Raw genomic sequence first — 25,219 nt, 5'->3', positions numbered from 1 at the left:
CGGTCATGGGCGCGAAACCATTGACGGAAATTATGGATCCGGGTTGGGCGAAGGCTCTCGAACCGGTTGCCGAACAGATCTCGGCGATGGGCGAATTCCTGCGCGCGGAGAATGCGGCGGGCCGCGGTTATCTACCTGCCGGTGAGAATGTGCTGCGCGCTTTCCAGCGTCCGTTCGATGCGGTGCGCGTGCTCGTCGTCGGCCAGGATCCGTATCCGACGCCCGGACATCCGATGGGCCTGAGTTTCTCTGTCGCCCCGGATGTTTCGCCGGTGCCGCGCAGCCTCGCCAATATCTTCGCCGAATACAGCAAAGACCTCGGCCACGAGACACCGTCCAATGGTGACCTGAGCCCGTGGTCGGATCAGGGCGTACTGCTGCTGAACCGAGTCCTGACGGTTTCGCCGGGACAGCCCGCCTCGCACCGCGGCAAGGGCTGGGAAGCGGTGACCGATCAGGCGATTCGCGCGCTGGTGGCCAGGGATGAACCGCTGGTCGCGATCCTGTGGGGTCGTGACGCGCAGACACTGAAACCGCAACTGACCGCGGCCGAGGTGCCCTATATCGAATCCGTGCACCCGTCACCACTGTCGGCCTCGCGCGGCTTTTTTGGTTCGCGACCCTTCTCACGAGTGAATGAACTACTCGACGAATTGGGTGCCGAACCTGTTGACTGGCGCCTGCCCTAGATCCCGGGCGTCGAGGTAAAACACAGTAGAGGAGCACAATTACATGCAGAACAAGACCGTTCGCGGCGCACTGCGCGGCACCACCGCCACGCTGGCCCTGTGCGCGGCCCTGGCCGGCGGCAGTGCGGCGGCGAATGCGGCCGGGTTGCCGCTCGAGCCCGCCACGGAGACCTCCGCGCCGAAGACCGCCGCTCCGGTCGGCGAGGAATTCACCTCCAATGGCTCCTCGACCATCTCGTCCTCGGTGAATGCCAAGGTTGCGTGCCTGCTGCAGAACACCATCAGCGCGCAGGGCAAGTGGGACTGCTGAGGTCCCATTGACCGGGGCTCGCATGAGCCCCAGCGGTAACTGTGCGATCCTCGGATCGTGAGTAATGCGAACAACCTTCTCGATCCGATCCGGCTGCGGATGCGTGGTTCGGATGGGATCGAGCTGGCCGCCGACCAGTTCGGCCCGGCGGACGGCCCGCTCGTCCTGTTTCTGCACGGCGGTGGTCAGACCAGACACTCGTGGAAGCAGACCGGTGCGAAGCTGGCCGCCGCCGGGATGCGGGTCGTCACACTGGACGCGCGCGGCCACGGAGACAGCGAATGGTCGCCGGACTCCGATTACCGGCGCGCCACGATGGTCGCTGACCTGGTCGCGGTCCTCGAGCAGTTGGCTACCCCCGCGGTCGTGGTCGGCGCGAGCATGGGCGGGATGACCGGCCTGCTGACTACCGCGGATCCGGGTGGCGCGGCGATCAACGCCCTGGTGCTCGTCGATATCGTCACCCGTCCCGAGCCCGCCGGCGTCGCGCGGGTGATCGACTTCCTCGGCAAACATCGCGACGGCTTCGACAGCCTCGAACAGGCCGCCGACGCGGTCGCGGAGTATATGCCGCATCGGCCACGGCCCAAGAACACCGACGGCCTGCTGCGCAATCTGCGCCAGCGCGACGGTCGCTGGTACTGGCATTGGGATCCGGATATGCTCACCCACCGCGTCGAGGATCCGAGCGAAATGGTGCAGCAGCTCGAGGACGCCGCGCGCGCCCTCACCATTCCCGTGCTGCTGGTGCGCGGCATGCAATCCGATGTGGTGACGCCGGAAGGCGCCGCGGAATTTCAGGCAATGGTGCCGCATGCGCAGTTGGTCGAGATCGGCGGCGCGGCGCATACCGCAGCCGGTGACGACAACGATTCGTTCACCGACGCGGTCGCGAAATTCGTGCTCCAGGTGCGCGGTTAGCTACCGGTTCCGGTAGTCGGGCTTGCGCTTCTCGACGAAGGCATCCACGCCCTCGCGCCCGGCCGGGCTGTTCGCCGCGGCGCTGATGGCATCGCGCTCGTAGTCGAGCTGATCGCTCAGTGTCGACGAATTCGACTGTGCCAGTAGCGATTTGATGCTCGCGTAGGTGGATCGCGGTCCGGTGGCGAGGGTTCGGGCCACCTCCAGTGCCTCGGCCCGCACCTGCTCGTCATCGACGAGCCGACTCAGGATGCCGAGCTGAACCGCCGTTTCGGCGTCGAGAATCGCATCGGTGAGCAGGATTTCGCGGGCGCGGCCGGCGCCGACGATCCGCGGCAGCGTCCACGACATGCCGCCGTCCGGGCTCAACGCGATGCCCGGATATGCCGGGCGCAACTTGGTGCTCGGGCCGCCGATCGCGATGTCCGCCGCGCACACCAGGCTCATCCCGGCTCCGGCCGCCCACCCCCGCACCCCGGCGACGACGGGCACGATGGTCTCGTCGAGCGCGCGGACGAAATCGTGCAGATCCGTCGCGAGGCCGTAGATATGACCGGCCCGATCCTCGGCCGCCGCGAAACCGCGCACATTGCCACCCGCCGAGAAGTTCGGTCCGGCGCCCGTCAGCAGGACGGCCCCGATCTCACGGTCGGCCGATCGCAAGGCCTCGGTGCCCGCGTTGATGCCCGCGAAGTCCAGGGAAGTGCCATTTGCGGCGGTCGAGATGGTGATCTGTAGTACGCCGTCGACGACGGTGACGTACTCGGTCTGCGTGGAAGTCATGACCAGCACATTAGCTCCCCGCCCCGAGCCGTCTTCCGCTCAGAGGCGGACCATGCGGACTTCGATGGCGGGGGTGAAGGCCTCGACGCGGCTGGTGCCGTCGAGTTCGAAGCCGTGTTTGCGGTAAAAGGCCTGGGCGCGCGGGTTCTTCTCGAAGACCCAGAGAGAGCACGGGATGTCGGGTGCGGCGGCGGCACGGATGAGGTCGTGCGCGACGCCGGTGCCGTACCAGGCGGCGCGGACGTAGAGGGCATTGAGTTCGGTTGGGGTGACCGGTGATTCGTCGCGTGACGCGCTCGCACACGAGAAGCCGATCACCTCGTCGTCGACGAGGGCGACATAGGCGCTGCCCGGGTTGCGGACCCGGACGCGTTCCCACTGCTCGGCGCGGCGGTCGACCTCGAACGCATCCAGGATGTGGTCGGGGACCAGGCCGCGATAGGCCTCACGCCAGCAGGCGATATGGCATTCGGCAAGGCCGTGGACGTATTCGGTGGTGAGTGGGGCTATGCGCCAGGCGGGCTGGGTCATGGAGACCATCGTTGCCGAGGGCAGTCGTCGATGACCAGGGTCCGCAGATGACTACGCCCCGAGCACCGGGTGGTGTCGGGGCGTATGTCGGTCTCTGGGAAATCAGCCGCGAACGACCTTGCCCGCCTTCAGGCAGGAGGTGCACACGTTCATGCGGCGGGTGTTGCCCGGCGCGACCTGTGCGCGCACGGTCTGGATGTTCGGGTTCCAACGACGGTTGGTACGCCGGTGCGAGTGCGAGACCGACTTCCCGAAGCCGGGGCCCTTGGCGCAGACGTCGCAGACGGCAGCCATAGTCGCGAACTCCTTCATGTCATGTGGGGACCGCCGCACGTCGGCAGCATGTCCGGAAACAATGTCTTAATGCCCTGCCGACTCACGTCGGCCTGCGCGAACCCTCTCGGCCGCGCTAGGCAACCCTGCAAGGGTAGCTGGCGGCGCCCTGATCCACCAAACCGGGTCATGAACCGACGACCCGTGGGCACACCCGATGGTAGTGGATCGGTGTCGCCGATCGACTGTCGGTATCGCCAGCTAACCTGGCCAACGGTGGCAGAACCTTTCGAGCGATCTGCCAGCAGTCGCTTGGGTGCGGGTGGCACGGCGGTGTGAACGATCGCGGAGAGAGGTGGCGGTGCCCGGAGTGCGGGACATGATGGGCGACGGCCCTGACGCGGGTCTGCCTGCCGTTGCCGGTCCGAATGAACTGAATGCCACGGCCCTGCTGCGCTGGGGGCGCATCTGCCTCGAAGGCCTGCAGCAGCGCCGCGAGGAGATCAACGCCCTCAACGTCTTCCCCATCGCCGACGCCGACACCGGTACCAACATGCTCGCCACCATGCGAGCGGCAATGCAGGCCGCGGATGCTGCGGTGATCTCGGCGCGTGGTGCCGAGCAATCGGACGGTTTCGCGGCCGACGGTTATGCAGCCGATGCCGGCGCGGCCGACGGTTTTGTAGTGAATGCTGGGGCGGGCGGTGGTGCCGCGATGTCGGATGACGGGGTCGCGTCGCTGGGGGAGTTCGCGGGCGGAGCCATCGCCACCAACGGTGTCGATTCCCCGGCCGTGCCTGGTCCTGACGAGCGTGGTGCCCAGCGATCGCACGATTCCGCGGCCGACGGCTTTGCAGCGGATGCTGGGGCGGTCGGCAGTGGCGCGAAATCGGACGACGGTGCCGCGATATCGCACCCCTCTGCGGCGTCACCGGGGAAGTTCGCGGGTCGAGTTATTGCCGCGACGGGTGTCGATCGCCCGGCTCAGCCTGGTACTGCGAGGAACGGGAGCTCGCGCGATGCCTCCAGCGCAGGGATACGGGGCGGAGCTGACGACGGGTATCGCGAAGCAGGTGAATCGCTCTCGACACACGATGTGGCCGCGGCAATGTCGCGTGGGGCGACGCTCGGGGCGCGCGGGAATTCCGGGATCATCTTGTCGCAGGTGTTGCGGGGGATCGCCGAGGCGGCGCGCGGAGGGCCGCTGACGGCGCAGACATTGCGTGACGCGCTGGCCACGGCATCGGCGCTGGTTCGGGAATCGCTGAGTGTGCCGGTCGAGGGGACGATCCTGACCGTCCTGGAGCGGGCAGCCGAATGTGCTGCGGCCGCTCCGGAATCAGCCCTGGCCGAGGTGGCGGTGGCGGCGGCCGACGGTGCTGCCGAGGCGCTCGGCGACACGCCCGCCCAGCTCGGCGTGCTGCGCGAGGCGGGTGTGGTCGATGCGGGGGCGCGCGGGTTGGTTGTGCTGCTCGACAGTCTGGTCGCGGTCACCCTCGGCCGGATACCCGATCGGCCGGCGTACGCGCGCGGCGAATTCGCATTCGGTAGCGATCAGGCAAGTATCGATCGCGCCACCGTGTCTGCGCATGCTGATTCCGCACCACGAGTCGACGCCGAACCGCTCGGCACCTGTGCCGAACCTCTGAACAGTGCCGAACCCCACTTCGAGGTGATGTACGTCCTCTCCGACACCGACGACCGACGAATCGCCCGCCTCCGAGATCGCCTCGCCGACCTCGGCGACTCGGTGGTGGTCGTCGGCGACGGCGCGGGCTCCTGGTCCGCGCACGTCCACTGCGCCGACGCGGGCGCCGCCGTCGAGGCAGGCATAGCAACCGGCACCCTCAGTGCCATCCGCATCGAAAGCTTCACCATCACCGCTCGCCCAACACCCACGCACTACGACGCGGCTGCGCACTCGGGCAAATTCCCGCACGCCGACTTTGCCGACCGCGCTGAGGTCGTCGGCCCCCCTGACGCAACCCCCGCCGATGTTGCCGATCGCACTGGTACCGCAGGGCAGCCTGGTGGTGCCGGACGCGCGATCGCGCCCGCACCTACTGATGCTGTTGGGCACCGCGATCTAGCCCCGGCCGCTGGCGTTGCGGGTGGCGCTGATGCTGTCGTGCAGCCTGAGCGCACTGATGCGAGCACGCGTGCTGCTGCTGGTCGCGCTGATGGGGTCGCCGCCGGCGTTGCGGGTGGCGCTGATGCTGTGCAGCCGGGACGCACTGATGCGAGCACGCGTGCTGCTGCTGGCCACCCTGATGGGGCCGCGGCCGACGCTGCGGGTCAGGCTGATGACGCCGTGCAACCTGGAGGCGTTGGTCGCATTGATGCGCCCGCGCGTGCTGAAGCTCCCGGCACGACCATCGGATCCGGCGCATCCGCGCCCATCGGTCCCGATCACGACGGTCCCGCAGACCGCGCCGTCCTGGCTGTCGCATCGGGGGATGGTGCGGCGGCGCTGTTCGAGGCCGGGGGTGCGGTGGTGCTCGGCGGTGACGGGGCGGTGACCAGTGCGGCGCTGCTTGCGGCGATTCGGCGGCTGCCGAATCGGGAGGTGTTGGTGCTGCCGAATGGTGCGCTGCCCGCGCACGAGTTGGTTGCGGTCGGTGTCGCGGCGCGTGACGCGCATCGGGACGTCTTGTTGTTGCCGAGCGGGTCCATGGTGCAGGGGTTGGCAGCGCTGGCGGTGCACGATTGCGGCCGGATCGCGGTGGACGACGCGTTCGCCATGTCGGAAGCGGCGGCCGCGACCCGCTGGGGATCATTGCGTGCCGCGGCAGAACGGGCGCTCACCATGGTCGGCACCTGCGAGGCCGGTGATGGGCTGGGGCTGGTCGGTCACGATGTGGTGGTGATCGACCGAGATGTGCCGACCGCGGGCCGGACCCTGCTCGACCGGATGCTCGCATTCGGCGGTGAGCTGGTCACTTTGCTCATGGGTGTGGCGGCCCCCGATGAACTCGCGGACGAACTGGCCACGCATATCGCGAACGGCTTCCCCGGCGTCGAGGTGAGTGTGTATTCCGGTGGGCAGCAAGCGGATCTGGTGCAGATAGGGGTGGAATAGGGATATGGCGACACTCAGCGATCGGCTGGACCACCTGCTCGGCGTGAAGGCGGCCGAGCCGCTCGCCGATGCCTTCGACATGCACACCGTCGAGGACCTGTTGCGGCACTACCCATTACGCTATGCCACCCAAGGCCAGCCGCTTACCCAGGAGCAGCCGGAAGAGGGCGCGCACATCACCGTCATCGGCCGGGTGACGAAAACCGAACTGCGCCCGATGAAGAACCGCAGGGGGCGCCTGCTCAAGGTAGCCCTCGACACCGGTTCGGTCGCCCCGATCGATATCACCTTCTTCAACGGAGACAAGGTGAGTTACCTTGTCCGCGAAGGAGTCCGGGCCATGATGTCGGGCACCGTGCACTGGTGGCGCCCGGACCGCTGGAACCTCTCACATCCCGACTATCTGATCCTGCCCGAGAAGGAAGAGGATTCCATCGAGAACCTCACCTCGGTGCGCGGCGGGGGCGCCTTGCGCGGATTGGCGCAGAGCGCGAAAGGTAAAGGGGGAGTGGATGTCTCGTTCTTCGAACGGGAATACATCCCGGTATACCCCGCGACCGCGAAAGTGCAGAGCTGGGATCTGCTCGCCTGCGTCCGGCAGGTACTCGACCAGCTCGACCCGATCGACGATCCGCTGCCGAGCGATCTGCGCGACGACCGCGCGCTGATGAAGATCTCCGACGCGCTGCGCCTGATCCACCTGCCCGAACGCAAGTCCGATATCGAACAGGCCAGGGAGCGTTTGCGTTTCGATGAGGCGCTGGCCCTGCAACTGGTCCTCGCCGAGCGGCGACACGATGCGCAGGCACGAGCGGCCCGGCCGTGTTCGCCCCGATCCGACGGTATCGCAGCGGCTTTCGACACCCGCCTGCCCTTCGAACTGACCGAGGGGCAGCAGCAGGTGATCGCGGAGATCTCCGACGATCTCGCGCGCAGCCACCCGATGCACCGGCTGTTGCAAGGTGAGGTCGGTTCGGGCAAGACCATCGTCGCACTGCACGCCATGCTGCAGGTGGTCGACGCCGGTCAGCAATGCGCGCTGCTCGCTCCAACGGAAGTCCTTGCCGCCCAACACTATCGGTCACTGCGCACGATGCTGGGCGATCTCGGTACCGCCGGTGAACTCGGCGCCGCCGACAACGCGACCAAGGTCGTGCTGGTGACCGGCTCGATGTCGGCGTCGGCGAAGAAGGCTGCGCTACTCGATGCGGTGACCGGCGAGGCGGGCATTGTGATCGGCACACACGCGCTCATCCAGGACGCGGTGGAGTTCTTCGATCTCGGCATGGTGATCGTCGACGAACAACATCGGTTCGGTGTCGAACAGCGGGATGCTTTGCGCGCCAAGGCGAAATCCGGCACCAGCCCGCATCTGCTGGTCATGACCGCGACCCCGATTCCCCGCACCATCGCCATGACCACTCTCGGCGATCTGGAGACCTCGACCCTGACCCAGCTGCCCCGCGGTCGCTCGCCGATCGTGTCGAAGGTGGTGCCGCGCAAACAGCATCCGAACTGGGTCGACCGTGCCTGGGAGCGCATCCTCGAGGAGGTCGGCGCCGGTCGACAGGCCTATGTGGTGTGCTCGCGCATCGGCGACGACGAGGAGAACGGCAAGGGCCGCAACGGCAAGAAGGCAGCCAAGGCAGAGGAGAAGGAAGGCCCGACCACGGCCGCGGCGCTCGAGGTCTTCGACATGCTGCGCACCGGTCCGCTCGCGAGCGTCCGGGTCGGCCTGCTGCACGGCAGGCTCCCGACCGATGAAAAAGACCAGGTGATGCGCGCATTCAACGATGGCGACATCGATGTGCTCGTCTGCACCACGGTCGTGGAGGTCGGCGTCGACGTGCCGAATGCGACCGTCATGGTCATCGTGGACGCGGACCGCTTCGGTGTCAGCCAGCTGCATCAGTTGCGCGGCCGCATCGGCCGCGGTAAGCACCCCGGCCTGTGCCTGCTCATCACCGACGCGGGCCCCACCGGCACCGCCATGGCCCGGCTCGACGCCGTCGCCGCCACCACCGACGGCTTCGAACTCGCCGTTCTCGACCTGCGCCAACGTCGTGAAGGCGACGTCCTCGGCGCCGCCCAATCCGGCACCGCCCGTTCCCTGCGCCTGCTCTCCCTACTCGACGACCTCGAAGTCATCACCGCCGCCCAAGACCTCGCCCGCCAACTAGTCGAATCCGACCCGGGCCTACACCACCACCCAGGCCTGGCCACCATGATGCACGCCGCCGTAGACGCCGAACGCCTCGAATACCTCGCGAAGTCCTGATCGAGAATGCGCTGGTGGAGCGGCCTTCTCGACGTCTGCCTGCACCAGCGCATGGTGATCAATTGTCCAGAACTAGCGCAGGGCTCGGGGGTAGGGCAGATCCGTGCTGATGTGCTCGGTGACTGCGAGGGGGCTGCCGATCTGGGGGAAGGCGCGCTGTGGGCAGGAGGGGCGCTCGCAGACCTTGCAGCCCGCGCCGATCGGCACTGCTGCGGCTGGACTGTCGAGGTGTAGGCCGTTCGAATACACCAGCCGGTCGGCGTATTCGATATCGCAACCCAGGCCGATCGCGAAATCCTTTGTCGCCGTGCTGTATCCGTGGGGTCCCGCGAGCGCGGTGCGGGCGATCCAGAGGTAGCGGCGGCCGTCGGGCATCGCCGCCATCTGGGTCAGGATCCGACCTGGATTGGCGAAGGCCTCGTGCACCACCCACAGCGGGCAGCTGCCGCCGACCCGGGAGAAATGGAATGCCGTGGCGGACTGGCGTTTCGAGATATTGCCCGCCCGGTCGGTGCGGACCAGGAAGAACGGAACGCCGCGCTGCCCCTGCCGCTGCAGGGTGCTCAACCGGTGGCAGATGGTCTCGAAGCCGACCTCGAAACGCAGACTGAGCAGATCGATGTCGTAGCGCAGTTCCTCGGCCGACCGCAGGAAGCGGCCGTACGGCAGCACCAGCGCGCCCGCGAAGTAATTCGCCAACCCGATGCGCGCCAACGTCCTGGATTCGCCGGTGAGCGATGGTGTTTCGGCGAGTACGGCATCCAGTTCCTTGCCGTACAGCAGAAAACCGAGGGTGGTGGCGATCTGAAATGCGCGCTGCCCGGGACGCAGCCGCCGCGCCAGCGTCAGCGTGCGGCTATCCGGATCGTAATGCCGTTTCGGGATGGACGGATCCGCGCCGTCACCGCGCACCAGCACGGTGACCCCGGCGCGCTCCTCGGCCACCCTGGCGAGTTGTCGATCGAGTGATCCGATGCTCAGACCGCACTCCTCGAAGAGCTGTTCGGCCGCATGATCGAGTGGCGCGATGTGATTGTGATGGTCGTAGAAGAAGTCCCGCACATCCTCATACGGCATGGGCACGCCGGGTGCGCCGGTCGGCGCGGCCACCCGTGCGGAGAGCAGATCGAGTTGATCTGTCGCGGCGCGTAATCGCCGATGCATCGCGACGACGATTCGGGAGACCTCGGGCAGCCGCGTCGCCAGTTCCTCCACCTCGGTCAGTGGCGCACTGTCACCGCCCGCCGCGTCGACGAGGACCTCGTGCAGATCCGAGACCAGCCGGGCATCGGAGTCGGCCGCGAAGAATTGCACGTCGAGGTCGAATGTGGAGTTGAGCTTCAGCAACACCGGAATGGTGAGCGGTCGCTGGTCGCGCTCGAGCTGGTTCAGGTAGCTGGGCGATAGATCCAGGGATTTCGCCAGCGCCGCCTGGGTCATCCGCCGTTCCTCGCGCAACCGTCTTAGTCGGGCGCCCGCGTACATCTTGCGCACCGCAAGATGGTAGCCCTCGGAATTCGCAATCATCGCAAAATCGGGGATTCTCGCCCGCAGAAATCTGCTGTTGCAAGGGATTTTGCCGAAGATCAATCCTGCGTAGCGTGCGAAGTAGGGCCGCTGGCCCGTCTGGAACCGGAGGATGGATGAAAACCCACATCGTACGCGCCCGCGCCGCCGCCGCGGACTTTCCGCGCACAGAACATTTGGCCACCAGAATTGCCGAGGTCGCCGCCGATCCGGTCGAGGTGACCGCCGAGGTCAGCGCGATGATCGTGAACCGGATCATCGACAATGCCGCCGTCGCGGCGGCCGCGTTGCTCCGCCGCCCTGTGACGAATGCGCGGGCGCAGGCACTCGCACAGCCGGATGCGCGGTCGGGCGCCACGGTTTTCGGCTTGCCGCCGCAGCGCCGGGTGTCGCCGGAGTGGGCCGCGTGGGCGAATGGAGTCGCGGTGCGCGAACTCGACTTTCACGACACCTTCCTCGCCGCCGAGTACTCCCATCCGGGCGACAATATTCCGCCGATCCTCGCCGTCGCCCAGCACACCGGTCGCGGTGGCGCCGACCTGATCCGTGGCCTGGCCACCGGTTACGAGATCCAGATCGACCTGGTGCGCGGAATCTGCCTGCACGAATACAAGATCGATCACGTCGCACATCTCGGTCCGTCGGCCGCCGCGGGCATCGGGACACTACTGGGCCTGGACACCGAGACGATCTATCAGGCGATCGGGCAGGCGCTGCACACCACCACCGCCACCCGGCAATCCCGCAAGGGCGAGATCTCCAGTTGGAAGGCATATGCCCCCGCTTTCGCCGGGAAGATGGCGGTGGAGGCGGTCGACCGGGCCATGCGCGGCGAGAGTGCGCCCGCACCGATCTGGGAGGGGGCGGACGGCGTTATCGCCTGGTTGCTCGGTGGGCCGGAAGCGGAATATCAGGTGCCGCTGCCGAGCCCGGGCGAGGCGAAGCGGGCGATCCTCGACAGCTACACCAAGGAGCATTCGGCCGAATACCAGAGCCAAGCGCCCATCGATCTTGCGCGCCGAATGCGGGCGCGCATCGGCGACCTCGATCAGATTGCCACCATCGTGCTGCATACCAGCCACCACACGCATGTGGTCATCGGCACGGGCTCCGGTGATCCGCAGAAGTTCGATCCGCACGCCAGCCGCGAGACGCTCGACCATTCCGTTCCTTATATATTCGCGGTCGCGCTACAGGACGGCGGTTGGCATCACGAGCGGTCCTACGCACCCGAGCGTGCACGTCGGGCGGATACCGTCGCGCTGTGGCGCAAGATCTCGACGGTCGAGGATCCGGAATGGACGCGCCGCTACCACGCCACCGATCCCAACGAAAAGGCCTTCGGGGCACGGGCGGTCGTGACGCTGAAGAGTGGCGAGACGATTGTCGATGAGCTCGCGGTGGCGGATGCGCATCCGCTGGGTGCGCGGCCGTTCGCGCGCGAGCAGTACATCGCGAAGTTCCGCACGCTGGCCGAAAGCGTGATCGAACCCGCGGAGCAGGACCGTTTCCTGGACGCGGTGCAGCGCACGCCGGAGTTGGCCCCCGGGGAACTGGATCAGCTGACGTTCACGGTATCGCCCGAGGTGATGGGGCGGGCACCGCAGGTGTGCGCGGGGATCTTCTGATGTCGGCGCTACTCTTCGTCCCAGATCAGCGCCTGCGCGGCGATCACATCGGTGCCGTTGAACGTGACGGCGGGCGATCCGTGCAGCCGGTAGCCCTGATCGAGCAGGCCGCTGATCCGTTCGCAGAAGGTGGCGTCGTCGACGCCGGTGATCAGTCGATAGCGCAGGGGACGGTCCTCGGTCATGCGCTCAGCCTAGGCCGGTCGCAATGACAGGACTGCTCGCCGCCGCCACGAGCGCTGCCGACAAACGTGTGGCACTGCGCGCCGGGCTGGCCTCCGGACAAATCCAGCGCTGGCCGGGAGCCTTCAACCCGTTGGTGGCCAAGCTGATTCAGGAGCTCGGCTTCGAGGGCGTCTATGTCTCCGGCGCGGTGGTATCGGCCGAACTCGCACTACCGGATATCGGCCTGACCACCCTCACCGAGGTGACTGCGCGGGGACAGCAGATCGTGCGGGTGACCGATCTGCCGGTGTTGATCGATGCCGATACCGGCTTCGGCGAGCCGATGAATGCGGCGCGCACGGTGACCCTGCTGGAAGATGCCGGGCTCGCGGGCTGCCATATCGAAGACCAAGTGAATCCCAAGCGTTGTGGGCATCTCGACGGCAAAGCCGTGGTTCCGGTCGCCGAGATGGTCCGTCGGTTGCGTGCGGCGGTCTCGGCCCGCCGGGACCCGAACTTCGTCGTCTGCGCGCGCACCGATGCGCGCGGGACCGAGGGGCTGGATGCGGCGATCGATCGGGCCAAGGCGTATGCCGACGCGGGGGCCGACCTCATCTTCACCGAAGCACTCGCCGATGCCGCCGAATTCGCGAAGTTCCGTGCCGCGGTGGACATTCCACTGCTCGCGAATATGACCGAGTTCGGCAAGTCGGAATTGCTATCAGCTCCGTCCCTGGCGGATCTCGGCTACAACGCCGTCATCTATCCGGTGACCGCGCTGCGCTTGGCGATGTTCGCGGTCGAGCGCGGCCTGCGTGAAATCGCCGCCACCGGAACGCAATCCGGGCTGATCAGCGAGATGCAGCACCGGGCGCGACTCTACGAATTGCTCGACTACCAGCGGTACAACGACTTCGATTCCGGAATCTTCAATTTCACCGTGAGCGAGTAAACGATGACTGAAATCAAGAAGGGCCTGGCCGGGGTGGTGGTCGATACCACCAGCATCTCCAAGGTTGTGCCCGAGACGAATTCGCTGACCTATCGCGGTTATGCCGTGCAGGATCTCGCCCGGCACTGCGGTTTCGAGGAGGTCGCCTATCTGCTGTGGTACGGCGAACTGCCCGACGCCGCCCAACTCCAACTGTTGTGTCAGCGTGAACGCGCCCAACGGCGCATCGATCGTTCGATCCTGTCGCTCATCGAGAAGATGCCGCAGAACTGTCATCCGATGGATGTGGTCCGGACCGTGGTCAGCTACCTAGGCGCGGAGGATACGGAACTCGATGCCGTACAAGGTGATCGGGCATTGCTGGCGAAGGCGCTCCGGCTTACCGCGATGCTGCCCACGGTCGTTGCCGCTGACATGCGCCGCCGTCGCGGACTGGATCCTATTGCGCCGGATTTACATCTGGGCTTTGCCGAGAACTTTCTGACCATGTGCTTCGGCAAGGTGCCGGATCCGCGCATTGTGCGCGCCTTCGAGATTTCGCTGATCCTCTACGCGGAGCACAGTTTCAACGCATCCACCTTCGCCGCGCGTGTGGTCACCTCCACCCGGTCGGATATGTACAGTGCGATCACCGCCGCGATCGGTGCCCTCAAGGGTCCGCTGCACGGCGGTGCCAATGAGGCCGTCATGCGCATGATGCTGGAGATCGGTGAGCCCGAACTGGCCGCGGAGTGGTTGCGCGCCAAGCTATCCGGCAAACAGAAGGTCATGGGGTTCGGGCATCGCGTGTACAAGGACGGCGACTCGCGGGTGCCGACGATGCGCGAGGCTCTGGACCAAGTCGTGCAGGTGACCGGTGGCCAGCGCTGGTTGCGCATGTACACGGCATTGGAGCAGGCTATGGCCGAGGCCACCGGCATCAAACCCAACCTCGACTTCCCGGCCGGACCCGTCTACTACCTGATGGGCTTCGACATCGAGATGTTCACGCCGATCTTCGTGCTGAGTCGCATCACCGGCTGGACCGCTCACATCGTCGAGCAGTCCGCCACCAACGCCCTGATCCGTCCGCTGTCCGAATACGTCGGGGTGCCGCAGCGCGAACTGCTGGGCACGGGCTGATCCTGGCGCAACCAAGCAATTGTTTGGTGTAATCGGGGCGATCGAATCGACCGATGTGCCCGATCGTATCGGCGCAAGGAAGCGAGTGAACCGAATGCCGAGCCCCGACGAAATCGTCACCGCCATGTGCCGCAGCTGGGCCGATCCCGACCCGGACCGGATCAGCGCCTTCTTCGCCGAAGACGCCGTCTACCACAACATTCCGATGGAACCCATCAACGGTCGCGCTGCCATCCGCGATTTCATCGCCGGTTTCCTCAGCACCTTCGAATCCATCGAATTCGACGTGCACCACCAGGTCACCGCCGGGAATATTGTCATGAACGAGCGCACCGATATCCTGCGCGGCCTGGGCAAAGACACACCGCTGCCGGTAGTGGGCGTCTTCGAGGTCGCCGACGGCGCCATCACCGCCTGGCGTGACTACTTCGATATGGCCGCCATCAATCGCGCATTCGGAACCGAGGCCGAATAGGCGGGGGAATCGGCGGAACCGAATCGGTCGGCCCTGCGTCGAATAGGACATCGGGGGTGATATCTGATGGCGACGTATGAGGAGGGGTTACGCATGGATCGTTGCTCGGAATGTCATACGGCCTGGCGGCGGGGACTGAGCGCGCGGTCGCGCCTGCGGCCGATGGTCCGCAACGGCGAGAGTTGTGAGAGGTACACGCCGCGGCGTCGGCTACGGCCTTTTCCTGGGGCCGAATCTCATTGATATGCAGCCCGATAGCGCGGTGAACAAACCGCGCTATCGGGCTGCGCGGACTTCGAGGGGGAATGTGGTCGATCGTCAGGTCGGGTTTTCGCGTAAGACGGTCCGGCCGCCGTCGTTCTCGGCGTAGAAACTGTTGGGAATGGTCCGCCAGACGGCGCGAACCCGGGCGGATGCGCTCGCCCCCGCCTCGAGAGGACGAGCGCACCAGCCGCTTAGCGCACCGCTGCCGCAGCAGCGACCAAATTGCGCAGTGACGCCTCGACCTCGACTGGTCCACGTGTCTTCAACCCGCAGTCCGGATTGACCCAAAGCCGTTCGGCGGGAACGGCCTTCAGCGCGGCGCGCAGGGACGCGGTGATCTCCTGCACACTCGGCACCCGCGGTGAGTGGATGTCGTACACGCCCGGTCCGACGCCGAGATCGAAGCCTGCGGCATTCAGATCGTCGAGCACCTCCATATGCGAGCGCGCCGCCTCGATCGAGGTCACATCGGCATCCAATCCGGCGATCGCATCGATGACCTCACCGAATTCCGAATAGCAGAGATGGGTGTGGATCTGCGTGGCATCCGAAACTCCGGAAGTCGCCAACCGGAAAGCGCCGACCGACCACTGCAGATACTCGCCCTGATCGGCCGCGCGCAGCGGCAGCAGTTCCCGCAGGGCGGGCTCGTCGACCTGGATGATCCGAATGCCCGCGGCCTGCAGATCGACCGTCTCGTCCCGGATCGCCAGCGCCACTTGACGTGCCGAATCCGCCAACGGTTGGTCATCGCGGACGAACGACCAGGCCAGAATCGTCACCGGGCCTGTCAGCATGCCCTTGACCGGCTTATCGGTCAACGATTGCGCGTAGCCGATCCAATCCACGGTCATCGGCGCGGGCCGCGCCACATCGCCGAACAGAATCGGCGGACGCACGCAACGCGTGCCGTAGGACTGCACCCAGCCCGCGTCGGTGGCGGCGAATCCGTCGAGCTGCTCGGCGAAGTACTGCACCATGTCATTGCGCTCCGGCTCGCCGTGCACAAGTACATCCAGGCCCAGCTGCTCTTGCAACGCAATGACATCCGCGATCTCGGACCGCATCCGCCGCACGTACTCGGCCTGGTCGATTTCACCCTTGCGCAATGCCGCGCGTGCCAGCCGGATCGCCGAGGTCTGCGGATACGAGCCGATCGTCGTGGTCGGCAGCGCTGGCAACCGCAGCCGCTCGGCTTGCAATGTTCGTCGCTGTTCCGCGGGTGCCCGCCGAGTTGCATCCGCACCGAGCGTGTCCAGCCGCGCCCGCACCTGCGAATTGTTCAGCCGAGGATCGGTGCGCCTGTTGGCGAGGGCGGCACGGACCGTGGCCAATTCGTCGGCGATGGCCTCGGGTCCCGCGCTCAGGCCGGTCGCGAGCAACCGCACCTCGGCGACCTTCTCCGCACCGAACGCCAACCACGAACGCAGCCGCTCGTCGAGGCCGGTTTCGCTCGCCAAGGTGTATGGCACGTGCAGTAACGAGCAGGAACTCGACACCGCAACGGATTTCGCGCACCCCAGCAGCGTGCCGAGCGTCGCCAAAGCCTTTTCCAGATCGGCCCGCCAGACATTCCGGCCGTCGACCACACCCGCCACCAGCAGCTTGTTCGCCAGCGCCGGCACACCGGACAGATCGGCGTCAACCGTGAAATCCAGTGCGATACCTTCGATTTCGGTCTCGGCCAAGCCGCTCAACGCCGCACCTGGCCTGCCGAAGTACGTGGCAACCAGCAGCGCGGGGCGATCCGTCGGGGCCGACAGTTCGGCGTAGGTCCGCCGCACGAGTTCGACCTCGTCCTCGGTCAGGTCGGTGACCAAGATCGGCTCATCGAGTTGTACCCATTCCGCGCCCGCCGCGGCCAGCAGCCGCAACAGCTCCCGATAGAGCGGCACCAACTCGTCGAGGCGATCCAGCGCCGCACCGTCGGTCGCCTTCGCCAGCTTCAGGAAGGTGATGGGTCCGACCACCACCGGCCGCGCGGGCACCCCGAGCGCGAGCGCCTCCCGCAACTCGTCCAACACCTTCGATGGATCCAGCGAGAACGCCGTCTCCGGACCGATTTCCGGCACCAGATAGTGGTAATTGGTATCGAACCATTTGGTCATCTCCAGGGGTTCGACCGTGTCGGTGCCGCGTGCCGCCGCGAAATAGCGATCCAGCGGATCGGCGATTCCGGCGACTCTGGGCGGCAGCGCGCCGAGCAGCACTGCGGTATCGAGCACCTGGTCGTAATAGGAGAAGGTGCCGATAGGGATGGAATCAATTCCGGCGCTTTGTAATTCGGTCAGCTGATCGCGCCGCAGGTCGCGGGCGATCGTGTGCAGTTGCTCGGCGTCGATGCGTCCGGCCCAGTAGGACTCGGTGGCGCGCTTGAGCTCACGGTGCGGCCCCACCCGCGGGAGACCGAGAACCGTCGCGGTGAACGGGTTATGCGTAACAGTCACGAATTTCTCCAGTGCTGAGATCGAAGACCATCGCCCTACGAGCTAGCGGAGACCGAGTGAACGTGCCGGCGCACCGACGGAGCCCGACAATCGCACAGAGGTCCGCGCGCCCAATCCACGAGGCGGTGGCCGCCGGATACGGCGTATCCGACACGGCTGGCAGGTCTTCGGACTTGCGGGCACGGGCCTTCTGGCCGACCCCGTACGGGGCTCACCTACTGGCCGTCGCTTCCCGGGGCTGACCATTTCGAGCGACCTGCAAGCAGTCGCTACGGCTACCCAGTGCTGATGACGGCGGTCGTTCCTGCATACCGCTGCGGGACAGTCCCGGATTCTCACCGGGTTCCCTCTCGTCCGCGCACCGGTTACACCGATCCGCGAACTCGACTCCGTGACGCGACGTCGGGGCTCCATCTCGTCTACGCACGGCGAACCAGCTGCGCTAACCAGCATAGGTGGCCGCGCAATCGGATTGCACCGCACTCGGTGTATCGCGCGTTTGCGAAGTTGTCGCCAGATACGTTCGAGTCGACGGTGGCGCCTGCCCGCACTTGTGACCGCGGCGGACGGTGAGATGTGTCGGTGGGATGAACAAAACTTTGCAACTCTGCTAGGACTCGTTGTGAAGATTTCGTTAACGGGACTTCCCTGTCGGACTACGATTCCGGGGCGGGTACCTTAGTTCAATGTTCTCGAAAGTCTTGGTTGCCAACCGTGGCGAGATCGCCATCCGCGCCTTCCGCGCGGCCTACGAACTCGGCATCGGGACGGTCGCCGTCTTCCCGTACGAGGACCGCAACTCGGTCCATCGGTTGAAGGCCGCGGAGTCCTACCAGATCGGCGAAGAGGGGCACCCGGTCCGGGCGTATCTGTCGATAGAGGCGATCATCGAGGCGGCCAAGTCCGCGGGCGCCGACGCCATTTACCCCGGTTACGGCTTCCTGTCCGAGAACCCGGACCTCGCGGCGGCCTGTGCGCGCGAGGGCATCACCTTCATCGGTCCGTCGGCCGAGGTGCTCGAACTGGCTGGTAACAAGGCCCGCGCGATCGAGGCGGCGCGGGCGGCGGGGCTGCCGGTGCTGAAGTCCAGCGCGCCGTCGGCCGATGTGAACGAACTGCTCGCCGCATCCGAGCAACTGGACTACCCGATCTTCGTGAAGGCCGTCGCGGGGGGCGGTGGCCGCGGCATGCGCCGGGTCGCCGATCCCGCACAGCTGCGCGAATCGATCGAGGCCGCATCCCGCGAGGCGGAGTCGGCCTTCGGTGATCCGACCGTGTTCCTGGAACAGGCCGTTGTGAACCCGCGCCACATCGAGGTGCAGATCCTGGCCGACCAGCACGGCAATGTCATGCACCTGTTCGAGCGCGACTGTTCGGTGCAGCGCCGCCACCAGAAGGTGATCGAGCTCGCGCCCGCCCCGAACCTGGATCCCGCATTGCGGATGCGCATCTGTAACGATGCCGTGGCCTTCGCCCGCCAGATCGGCTACAGCTGCGCGGGCACCGTCGAATTCCTGCTCGACGAGCGCGGCAACCACGTCTTCATCGAGATGAATCCGCGCATCCAGGTCGAGCACACAGTGACCGAGGAGATCACCGATGTCGATCTGGTGCAGTCCCAGCTGCGCATCGCGGCGGGGGAAAGCCTCGAACAGCTCGGTCTGAGCCAGGACAAGGTCGCCATTCGTGGTGCGGCCCTGCAGTGCCGGATCACCACCGAGGATCCGGCCAACGGATTCCGCCCCGACACCGGCCGCATCACCGCCTACCGCACCCCCGGCGGCGCGGGCATCCGCCTCGACGGCGGCGCGAACCTGGGCGCGGAGATCGGCGCCTACTTCGACTCGATGCTGGTCAAGCTCACCTGCCGCGGCCGCGATCTGCACGCCGCAGTGGCCAGGGCCAGCCGTGCACTCGCGGAATTCCGCATCCGTGGCGTCACCACCAATATCCCGTTCCTGCTCGCGGTGCTCGACGATCCGGACTTCAAGGCAGGCCGGGTCACCACCTCGTTCATCGATGAGCGCCCGCAGCTGCTGACTCTGCGCGGTTCGGCCGACCGCGGCACCAAGATTCTGAACTACCTGGCCGATATCACCGTCAACAAGCCGCACGGCGAGCGCCCGACCACGGTGTACCCGCACGACAAGCTGCCCGCCATCGATCTGAGTGTGCCGCCGCCGGACGGTTCCCGTCAGCGGCTGCTGCGCCTCGGTCCCGAGGGTTTCGCGCAGGCGCTGCGTGAGCAGAAGGCCGTCGGCGTCACCGACACCACCTTCCGCGACGCACACCAATCGCTGCTGGCCACCCGGGTGCGCACCAACGGTCTGCTCGGTGTCGCCGGACATGTCGCGCGCCTGACCCCGGAACTGCTGTCCATCGAGGCATGGGGCGGTGCGACTTACGATGTGGCGCTGCGCTTCCTGTTCGAGGACCCGTGGGAGCGGCTGGCCGCACTGCGCGAGGCGGTGCCGAATATCTGTCTGCAGATGCTGCTGCGCGGGCGCAATACCGTCGGCTACACGCCGTACCCGGAGCAGGTGACGCGCGCGTTCGTGCAGGAGGCGACCGACACCGGTATCGACATCTTCCGCATCTTCGACGCACTCAACAATGTCGACCAGATGCGTCCGGCCATTGACGCGGTGCGCGAAACCGGCACGGCCATCGCGGAAGTCGCGATGAGCTACACCGGCGACCTGTCCAACCCGGACGAAAACCTCTACACCCTCGACTACTACCTCAAGCTCGCCGAGCAGATCGTCGACGCGGGCGCGCACGTGCTGGCGATCAAGGATATGGCGGGCCTGCTGCGCGCTCCGGCCGCGGCGACCTTGGTCTCCGCGCTGCGCAGCAACTTCGACCTGCCGGTGCACGTGCACACTCACGACACCCCCGGCGGTCAGCTGGCCACCTACCTCGCCGCCTGGCAGGCCGGTGCCGACGCGGTCGACGGCGCGAGTGCCGCCATGGCCGGAACCACCAGTCAGCCGTCGCTTTCCGCGATCGTCGCGGCCGCCGCGCACAGCGAATTCGACACCGGTCTGAACCTGCAGAACGTCTGCGATCTGGAGCCGTACTGGGAGGCGCTGCGAAAGGTGTACGCGCCCTTCGAATCCGGGCTGCCCGCGCCGACCGGCCGGGTCTACACCCACGAAATCCCGGGCGGTCAGCTGTCGAATCTGCGTCAGCAGGCCATCGCACTCGGCCTCGGTGACCGTTTCGAAGAGGTCGAGGCGAAATACGCTGCGGCGGACCGACTTCTGGGCCGACTGGTCAAGGTCACCCCGTCCTCGAAGGTGGTCGGCGATCTCGCGCTCGCACTGGTCGGCACCGGCGTCGATATCGAAAGCTTCGCCGCCGATCCGGGCCGCTACGACATCCCGGATTCGGTAATCGGTTTCCTGCGTGGCGAACTCGGCAATCCGGCGGGCGGCTGGCCCGAACCGTTCCGCAGCCGCGCACTGGCCGGACGCGGACCAGCCAAGCCGGAGACCCCGCTGACCCCCGCTGACGAGGCCGGACTCGCCGGTTCCTCCGAACTGCGCCGCGCCACGCTCAACCGCCTGCTCTTCCCCGGTCCCACCGCCGAATTCCTCGCGCACCGGGAAAAGTACGGCGACACCATGGGCCTGTCGGCCAACCAGTTCTTCTACGGACTGCGCCGCGGCGATGAACACCGGGTGCAACTGGAGAAGGGCGTCACCCTGCTCATCGGACTGGAGGCCATCTCCGAACCCGATGAGCGCGGTATGCGCACGGTCATGTGCATCATGAACGGCCAACTGCGCCCGGTCGCCGTACGCGACCGCTCCATCGCCAGCGATATCCCGGCCGCCGAGAAGGCCGACAAGAACAACGCGGGCCATATCGCCGCCCCGTTCGCCGGTGTGGTGACACTGGCTGTGTCCGAAGGCGATTCGATCGCGGCCGGCGATACCGTCGGCACCATCGAGGCGATGAAGATGGAGGCCGCGATCACCGCGCCCCGCGCAGGCATCGTCGGCCGGGTCGCGATCGGCAAGGTGCAGCAGGTCGAAGGCGGTGACCTGCTGGTCGAACTCACGGTGCGCGAGTCCGCGGCCGAATGACCCGGATCGTCGCGGGTACCGCGGGCGGGCGGCGGCTACGCGTCCCGCCCGCGGGTACCCGGCCCACCTCCGATCGGGTGCGCGAGGCGCTGTTCAGCGCCCTCGATGCCCGCATGGATTTCGACGGCGTCCGCGTACTCGACCTCTACGCCGGATCCGGCGCACTGGGCTTGGAAGCACTTTCCCGCGGCGCCGCCCACGCCATGCTCATCGAATCCGACCGCAAGGCCGCGGCCATCGTGCGCGGCAATATCGCCGACCTCGGCCTGCCGGGCGGCGAACTCCGCATCGGCTCCGTCGCCACTGTCCTGGCGGGCGGCGGTGCGGGCAAGTACGACGTGGTCTTCTCCGACCCGCCCTACGACCTCGACACCGCGACGGTCACCGCCGACCTGCGCGCCCTCGCCGAACACGACTGGCTGGCACCGGAGGCCCTCGTCGTGGTGGAGCGTTCCATCCGCTCACCCGAGATCGTCTGGCCCGCAGGCTATATCCCCGCCAAGGCGCGCAAATACGGTGAAACCCGCATCGAACTAGCCGAATTCGCCCCGGAGTAACTCCGCCGTCGCGGCATTCGATGTTCGGATCCGGCCTCCTGATACCGTCTGTTCATGGCAGGAGCGTTGTGCCCGGGCTCGTTCGATCCGGTGACCAATGGACATATCGACGTCTTCGCGCGGGCCGCGGCTCAGTTCGACGAGGTCGTGGTGACCGTCATGGTCAATCCCAAGAAGCAGGGCATGTTCAGCGTCGAGGAGCGCATGGAGATGCTGCGCGAGGCCACCGCACACCTGCCCAATGTGCGGGTGGAGTCCTGGCAGGGGCTGACGGTGGATTTCGCCAAGCAGGAGGGGATCAGCGCGATCGTCAAGGGTCTGCGCGATGCCACCGACTTCGGCTACGAACTGCAGATGGCGCAGATGAACAAGAAGCTCAGCGGCGTCGACACCTTCTTCATCGCCACCAATCCGACCTTCAGCTTCCTGTCCAGCTCACTGGTCAAGGAGGTCGCGACCTACGGCGGCGATGTCACCGACATGCTCCCGCCCGCCGTCCACAAGCGCCTGCTCGATCGCCTCGCAGAACGCAAAGGCTGAACGCCCCCAACGAAATCCGCCCCGGTTCCGAAGAACCGGGGCGGATTTGTATGGGCTGTTGATCAGAAGACCAAGCCACGCAGGGCGAGGAAGCGCATACCACCGACCGCGGCGGTGATGACCAGGACGGCTGCGGCCTGGAACATACCGCCCATGCTGGGTGCCCACAGTTCGAGCGCGGCCAGTGCGGCGGTGGTGATCCCGAGTCCGACCAGCGCGAGCCCGCCGCCCTCCCACTGCGCGGTGAACCAGCCGACTCGGCCTGCGGCGTGGAAGGTGAGCTGACGGTGCATTTCATTGGCGATCACGGTGCTCACGACCGAGCCCGCGATATTGGCGACCAGGGGACCGACGCCGTGCATCGCGAAGAACAGCAGTACGTAGGCGATGTTGCTGGAACCGCCGACAAGGGCGAAGCGGATCAGCTGAGCCAGCGCGCGGTCGCCGCGCAGATACTGCACCAACTGGCCGAACCGGGCAGCCGTCCCCGGCTGCAGCACGGGGTAGGGCCCCGCCCACGGCGTGTACAGGCTGCTTGTCGGCAGAACCGCCGTCCGCGGTAGTTCCAGTACGGTCATTGTCTTTCCGATCCCACACGAGCCTTCGGTACGGACAACCGCGATGGTCATCGCAATCCGCCCGGTCGGCCTCCTCTAACCCCACAGTCCCGGTCAGGGCCTGCGATCCACTTAAGAAGATCTTGTTGCGACCTTCCCGATAAATGTAACACCAAGTGGAGACATATCCTCCACTTGTTTTTGTGGCGTACGAGACACCTACACGACACACCGGTAGGGGACTCGGCACGAGCCGTGACGAGGGGCACACTGGGCCACGGCGGAAAGTTTCGCCGTAGGTCTGCACGAGAGTGGGGTAGGAGCATGTATCGCGTATTCGAAGCTCTCGACGAGCTGGTCGCCATTGTCGAAGAAGCACGCGGCATCCCGCCGACCCGCAGCTGCATCGTGCCGCGCGGTGATGTGCTCGAACTACTCGACGACGTGCGCGATGCACTGCCCGGCGAACTCGACGACGCCCAGGATGTGCTCGATCATCGCGACAAGATCGTCTCCGACGCCCGCACCACCGCCGAGACGACCGTGACCACCGCCAACGACCAGGCGCACCAGACCATCGGATCGGCCCGCGAGGAGGCCGACCGGATTCTCGCCGACGCCAAGGCGCACGCCGACCGCATGGTCGCCGAGGCCAGCGCGCACGCCGACCACCTGGTGAATACCGCTCAGGCCGAGGCCGACCGCATCGTCGCCGACGGCAATGCCGAATTCGAGGCCGTCACCGGTCGGGCCCGCATCGAATCCGAGCGGATGATCGAGGCGGGCAAGGCCTCCTATGACCGCTCGGTCGCCGAGGGCGAAGCCGAACGCGACCGCTTGGTCACGCAGACCGAAGTGGTGCGTGCCGCACATGCCGAATCGGCCCGGTTGATCGACAGTGCGAACGAAGAGGCCGATCGGATGCGCGACGAATGCGACCACTACGTGGACAGCAGGCTCGCCGACTTCGAGGAGACCCTCAACTCCACTCTGCGGACCGTGCGCGGCGGACGTCACCAACTGCGCTCGGGTGCGGGCGCTCCGGATTACGCGGCCGACTATCGCCGCTGACAATTTGGGCGCTCGCCGTGCCCTCGCGTATTGTGGAATGGTTGCCCATTTCCCCTCGAATGTGAAGTGAGTTCGTGATGTCCGCCGGTTCCGGTCCCGCTTCGCGTCCTCGTACGGCCTCACGCCGCACGCCGGACGCGGGTTTCGTGCTGGATGTCATCAGCCTCGGCCGTCGTCCGGGCACGATGAAAGAGCTGCATCGCGTGGTCACCACCGATGAGCGGATCGGGCTGGATCTGATCGCCATTCCGGTGGGCGCCGAGGTGGACCTGGATCTGCAGTTGCAGGCGGTGTCCGAGGGTGTGCTCGTCACCGGGAAGGTCGCCGCACCGACAGCGGGAGAGTGCTCGCGCTGCCTCGAGCCGTTCACCGGCACGGTGGAGATTCGGCTCACGGAACTGTTCGCCTACCCGGACAGCGCCACTGAGCAGACCACCGAGGACGACGAGATCTACCGCATCGTGGACGACACGATCGACCTGGAACCGGTGATCACCGACCAGATCGGCTTGGAGCTGCCGCTGCAGCCGCTGTGCACTCCGGACTGCGCGGGCCTGTGCCCGGAATGCGGTGTCCGGATGGCGATTGCGGGTTCCGGCCATGGGCATGAGATACTTGACCCTCGCTGGGCTGGGTTGGCGAAGTTCGCCGCCGAGTCGCCCGGCAATGGCAGCCCCGATTCGGGTGCAACCAACACAGACCATTAAGACCGAGACAGTGCTGCCGTACCGGCAAGCAATAGGACAAGAGGAGAAGTAGTCGTGGCCGTTCCCAAGCGCCGGATGTCCCGTTCCAACACCAGGTCGCGGCGCAGCCAGTGGAAGGCCACCGCGCCGACCCTGATCACGTGCCCGAACCGCGCCTGCGGCGAGAAGACCCTGCCGCATATCGCATGCCCCTCCTGCGGCACCTACAAGGGCCGCCAGGTCACCGCTGCTGTCTGATCGTTCGACCTGTCG

22 protein-coding genes and 1 riboswitch are annotated in these 25,219 nt (G+C 66.4%); of the genes, 15 read left to right on the top strand and 7 right to left on the bottom strand.

The window, feature by feature from the left end; translation table 11 throughout:
- Nucleotides 1-5 precede the first annotated feature (5 nt).
- Genes ACFYOW_RS18145 through ACFYOW_RS18135 form a run of 3 tightly spaced genes read left to right on the top strand, consistent with a single transcriptional unit; the run spans nucleotide 6 to nucleotide 1,920 of the window.
- Complete coding sequence (locus tag ACFYOW_RS18145) at nucleotides 6-689, top strand: uracil-DNA glycosylase (RefSeq protein ID WP_387289234.1); 684 nt, start codon at nucleotides 6-8, stop codon at nucleotides 687-689.
- Between the two features lie 43 nt (nucleotides 690-732).
- Nucleotides 733-999 carry a hypothetical protein gene (locus ACFYOW_RS18140; protein ID WP_040693471.1) on the top strand — a complete coding sequence of 89 codons (267 nt, stop codon included), beginning with the start codon at nucleotides 733-735 and terminating at the stop codon, nucleotides 997-999.
- Between the two features lie 57 nt (nucleotides 1,000-1,056).
- A complete protein-coding gene (locus ACFYOW_RS18135) occupies nucleotides 1,057-1,920 on the top strand; it encodes an alpha/beta fold hydrolase (protein ID WP_387289232.1) in 864 nt (287 codons plus the stop codon).
- Here the strand turns inward: ACFYOW_RS18135 and ACFYOW_RS18130 are convergent, their stop codons facing one another.
- The 3 genes from ACFYOW_RS18130 to rpmB all read right to left on the bottom strand — a co-directional run bounded on the left by ACFYOW_RS18130 (nucleotide 1,921) and on the right by rpmB (nucleotide 3,528).
- Entirely contained in the window at nucleotides 1,921-2,703 is a 783-nt protein-coding gene (locus ACFYOW_RS18130) for an enoyl-CoA hydratase/isomerase family protein (RefSeq protein ID WP_387289230.1), read from the bottom strand.
- Between the two features lie 39 nt (nucleotides 2,704-2,742).
- Nucleotides 2,743-3,234 (bottom strand): GNAT family N-acetyltransferase, encoded by a 492-nt coding sequence (locus ACFYOW_RS18125; RefSeq protein ID WP_387289228.1) that lies wholly within the window; start codon nucleotides 3,232-3,234, stop codon nucleotides 2,743-2,745.
- 102 nt (nucleotides 3,235-3,336) lie between these two features.
- Nucleotides 3,337-3,528, bottom strand: a complete 192-nt coding sequence (rpmB, locus tag ACFYOW_RS18120) for a 50S ribosomal protein L28 (RefSeq protein WP_011210730.1) — start codon at nucleotides 3,526-3,528, stop codon at nucleotides 3,337-3,339.
- Nucleotides 3,529-3,889: 361 nt separating this feature from the next.
- Between rpmB and ACFYOW_RS18115 the strand changes: the two genes are divergently transcribed.
- Nucleotides 3,890-6,586, top strand: a complete 2,697-nt coding sequence (locus ACFYOW_RS18115) for a DAK2 domain-containing protein (RefSeq protein ID WP_387290054.1) — start codon at nucleotides 3,890-3,892, stop codon at nucleotides 6,584-6,586.
- Between the two features lie 4 nt (nucleotides 6,587-6,590).
- Nucleotides 6,591-8,864, top strand: coding sequence for an ATP-dependent DNA helicase RecG (gene recG / locus ACFYOW_RS18110; protein WP_387289226.1), 2,274 nt, complete (start codon nucleotides 6,591-6,593; stop codon nucleotides 8,862-8,864).
- Between the two features lie 72 nt (nucleotides 8,865-8,936).
- On the opposite strand, the gene ACFYOW_RS18105 is transcribed toward recG, so the two are convergent.
- The gene (locus ACFYOW_RS18105; protein ID WP_387289224.1) at nucleotides 8,937-10,391 is read right to left on the bottom strand and encodes a short-chain fatty acyl-CoA regulator family protein; all 1,455 of its coding nucleotides are present in this window, start codon (nucleotides 10,389-10,391) and stop codon (nucleotides 8,937-8,939) included.
- 116 nt (nucleotides 10,392-10,507) lie between these two features.
- Here ACFYOW_RS18105 and prpD point away from each other — a divergent pair, with 116 nt between their 5' ends.
- Nucleotides 10,508-12,019 carry a 2-methylcitrate dehydratase PrpD gene (prpD, locus tag ACFYOW_RS18100; RefSeq protein ID WP_387289222.1) on the top strand — a complete coding sequence of 504 codons (1,512 nt, stop codon included), beginning with the start codon at nucleotides 10,508-10,510 and terminating at the stop codon, nucleotides 12,017-12,019.
- An 8-nt stretch (nucleotides 12,020-12,027) separates the two neighbouring features.
- Here the strand turns inward: prpD and ACFYOW_RS18095 are convergent, their stop codons facing one another.
- Nucleotides 12,028-12,204, bottom strand: coding sequence for a DUF1737 domain-containing protein (locus tag ACFYOW_RS18095; protein WP_387289220.1), 177 nt, complete (start codon nucleotides 12,202-12,204; stop codon nucleotides 12,028-12,030).
- Between the two features lie 23 nt (nucleotides 12,205-12,227).
- Here ACFYOW_RS18095 and prpB point away from each other — a divergent pair, with 23 nt between their 5' ends.
- The 3 genes from prpB to ACFYOW_RS18080 all read left to right on the top strand — a co-directional run bounded on the left by prpB (nucleotide 12,228) and on the right by ACFYOW_RS18080 (nucleotide 14,733).
- On the top strand, nucleotides 12,228-13,136 hold the full coding sequence (prpB, locus tag ACFYOW_RS18090) for a methylisocitrate lyase (RefSeq protein WP_387289219.1): 909 nt from the start codon (nucleotides 12,228-12,230) through the stop codon (nucleotides 13,134-13,136).
- A gap of 3 nt (nucleotides 13,137-13,139) precedes the next feature.
- Nucleotides 13,140-14,258 carry a bifunctional 2-methylcitrate synthase/citrate synthase gene (locus ACFYOW_RS18085; protein WP_387289217.1) on the top strand — a complete coding sequence of 373 codons (1,119 nt, stop codon included), beginning with the start codon at nucleotides 13,140-13,142 and terminating at the stop codon, nucleotides 14,256-14,258.
- Between the two features lie 94 nt (nucleotides 14,259-14,352).
- Nucleotides 14,353-14,733, top strand: coding sequence for a nuclear transport factor 2 family protein (locus ACFYOW_RS18080; RefSeq protein ID WP_387290052.1), 381 nt, complete (start codon nucleotides 14,353-14,355; stop codon nucleotides 14,731-14,733).
- 455 nt (nucleotides 14,734-15,188) lie between these two features.
- Here ACFYOW_RS18080 and metE read toward each other — a convergent pair whose 3' ends face one another.
- Nucleotides 15,189-17,444, bottom strand: coding sequence for a 5-methyltetrahydropteroyltriglutamate--homocysteine S-methyltransferase (gene metE / locus ACFYOW_RS18075; protein WP_387289215.1), 2,256 nt, complete (start codon nucleotides 17,442-17,444; stop codon nucleotides 15,189-15,191).
- A 140-nt stretch (nucleotides 17,445-17,584) separates the two neighbouring features.
- Nucleotides 17,585-17,825: riboswitch (cobalamin riboswitch) on the bottom strand.
- A 305-nt stretch (nucleotides 17,826-18,130) separates the two neighbouring features.
- Here metE and ACFYOW_RS18070 point away from each other — a divergent pair.
- Genes ACFYOW_RS18070 through coaD form a run of 3 tightly spaced genes read left to right on the top strand, consistent with a single transcriptional unit; the run spans nucleotide 18,131 to nucleotide 22,632 of the window.
- The gene (locus tag ACFYOW_RS18070) at nucleotides 18,131-21,535 is read left to right on the top strand and encodes a pyruvate carboxylase (protein WP_387289214.1); all 3,405 of its coding nucleotides are present in this window, start codon (nucleotides 18,131-18,133) and stop codon (nucleotides 21,533-21,535) included.
- Nucleotides 21,532-22,092 (top strand): 16S rRNA (guanine(966)-N(2))-methyltransferase RsmD, encoded by a 561-nt coding sequence (gene rsmD, locus ACFYOW_RS18065; RefSeq protein ID WP_387289212.1) that lies wholly within the window; start codon nucleotides 21,532-21,534, stop codon nucleotides 22,090-22,092. The genes ACFYOW_RS18070 and rsmD overlap by 4 nt, the downstream gene beginning before the upstream one ends.
- A gap of 54 nt (nucleotides 22,093-22,146) precedes the next feature.
- Nucleotides 22,147-22,632, top strand: a complete 486-nt coding sequence (gene coaD / locus ACFYOW_RS18060; RefSeq protein ID WP_063042881.1) for a pantetheine-phosphate adenylyltransferase — start codon at nucleotides 22,147-22,149, stop codon at nucleotides 22,630-22,632.
- Between the two features lie 62 nt (nucleotides 22,633-22,694).
- On the opposite strand, the gene ACFYOW_RS18055 is transcribed toward coaD, so the two are convergent.
- Entirely contained in the window at nucleotides 22,695-23,210 is a 516-nt protein-coding gene (locus ACFYOW_RS18055) for a GtrA family protein (RefSeq protein WP_387289209.1), read from the bottom strand.
- A gap of 303 nt (nucleotides 23,211-23,513) precedes the next feature.
- On the opposite strand from ACFYOW_RS18055, the gene ACFYOW_RS18050 reads away from it, so the two are divergent.
- From ACFYOW_RS18050 to rpmF, 3 genes are all read left to right on the top strand, one after another.
- The gene (locus ACFYOW_RS18050) at nucleotides 23,514-24,260 is read left to right on the top strand and encodes a DivIVA domain-containing protein (RefSeq protein ID WP_387289208.1); all 747 of its coding nucleotides are present in this window, start codon (nucleotides 23,514-23,516) and stop codon (nucleotides 24,258-24,260) included.
- A 77-nt stretch (nucleotides 24,261-24,337) separates the two neighbouring features.
- The gene (locus ACFYOW_RS18045) at nucleotides 24,338-24,967 is read left to right on the top strand and encodes a YceD family protein (protein ID WP_387289206.1); all 630 of its coding nucleotides are present in this window, start codon (nucleotides 24,338-24,340) and stop codon (nucleotides 24,965-24,967) included.
- 54 nt (nucleotides 24,968-25,021) lie between these two features.
- The gene (rpmF, locus tag ACFYOW_RS18040) at nucleotides 25,022-25,204 is read left to right on the top strand and encodes a 50S ribosomal protein L32 (RefSeq protein WP_014987105.1); all 183 of its coding nucleotides are present in this window, start codon (nucleotides 25,022-25,024) and stop codon (nucleotides 25,202-25,204) included.
- The last annotated feature ends 15 nt before the right edge of the window (nucleotides 25,205-25,219 follow it).

This window comes from Nocardia sp. NPDC006982 (assembly GCF_042869435.1).
In the GTDB taxonomy this organism is placed as follows: domain Bacteria; phylum Actinomycetota; class Actinomycetes; order Mycobacteriales; family Mycobacteriaceae; genus Nocardia.
The sequence above is the reverse complement of the archived record's forward strand: the minus strand, read 5'-3'. Positions and strand labels throughout refer to the sequence as shown.

Coding starts and splice junctions, on each gene's coding strand:
- ACFYOW_RS18145 (WP_387289234.1), top strand. CDS start 6: ATGGGCGCGAAACCATTGACGGAAATTATGGATCCGGGTTGGGCGAAG.
- ACFYOW_RS18140 (WP_040693471.1), top strand. CDS start 733: ATGCAGAACAAGACCGTTCGCGGCGCACTGCGCGGCACCACCGCCACG.
- ACFYOW_RS18130 (WP_387289230.1), bottom strand. CDS start 2,703: ATGACTTCCACGCAGACCGAGTACGTCACCGTCGTCGACGGCGTACTA.
- ACFYOW_RS18125 (WP_387289228.1), bottom strand. CDS start 3,234: ATGACCCAGCCCGCCTGGCGCATAGCCCCACTCACCACCGAATACGTC.
- rpmB (WP_011210730.1), bottom strand. CDS start 3,528: ATGGCTGCCGTCTGCGACGTCTGCGCCAAGGGCCCCGGCTTCGGGAAG.
- ACFYOW_RS18115 (WP_387290054.1), top strand. CDS start 3,890: ATGGGCGACGGCCCTGACGCGGGTCTGCCTGCCGTTGCCGGTCCGAAT.
- recG (WP_387289226.1), top strand. CDS start 6,591: ATGGCGACACTCAGCGATCGGCTGGACCACCTGCTCGGCGTGAAGGCG.
- ACFYOW_RS18105 (WP_387289224.1), bottom strand. CDS start 10,391: ATGATTGCGAATTCCGAGGGCTACCATCTTGCGGTGCGCAAGATGTAC.
- prpD (WP_387289222.1), top strand. CDS start 10,508: ATGAAAACCCACATCGTACGCGCCCGCGCCGCCGCCGCGGACTTTCCG.
- ACFYOW_RS18095 (WP_387289220.1), bottom strand. CDS start 12,204: ATGACCGAGGACCGTCCCCTGCGCTATCGACTGATCACCGGCGTCGAC.
- prpB (WP_387289219.1), top strand. CDS start 12,228: ATGACAGGACTGCTCGCCGCCGCCACGAGCGCTGCCGACAAACGTGTG.
- ACFYOW_RS18085 (WP_387289217.1), top strand. CDS start 13,140: ATGACTGAAATCAAGAAGGGCCTGGCCGGGGTGGTGGTCGATACCACC.
- ACFYOW_RS18080 (WP_387290052.1), top strand. CDS start 14,353: ATGCCGAGCCCCGACGAAATCGTCACCGCCATGTGCCGCAGCTGGGCC.
- ACFYOW_RS18070 (WP_387289214.1), top strand. CDS start 18,131: ATGTTCTCGAAAGTCTTGGTTGCCAACCGTGGCGAGATCGCCATCCGC.
- rsmD (WP_387289212.1), top strand. CDS start 21,532: ATGACCCGGATCGTCGCGGGTACCGCGGGCGGGCGGCGGCTACGCGTC.
- coaD (WP_063042881.1), top strand. CDS start 22,147: ATGGCAGGAGCGTTGTGCCCGGGCTCGTTCGATCCGGTGACCAATGGA.
- ACFYOW_RS18055 (WP_387289209.1), bottom strand. CDS start 23,210: ATGACCGTACTGGAACTACCGCGGACGGCGGTTCTGCCGACAAGCAGC.
- ACFYOW_RS18050 (WP_387289208.1), top strand. CDS start 23,514: ATGTATCGCGTATTCGAAGCTCTCGACGAGCTGGTCGCCATTGTCGAA.
- ACFYOW_RS18045 (WP_387289206.1), top strand. CDS start 24,338: ATGTCCGCCGGTTCCGGTCCCGCTTCGCGTCCTCGTACGGCCTCACGC.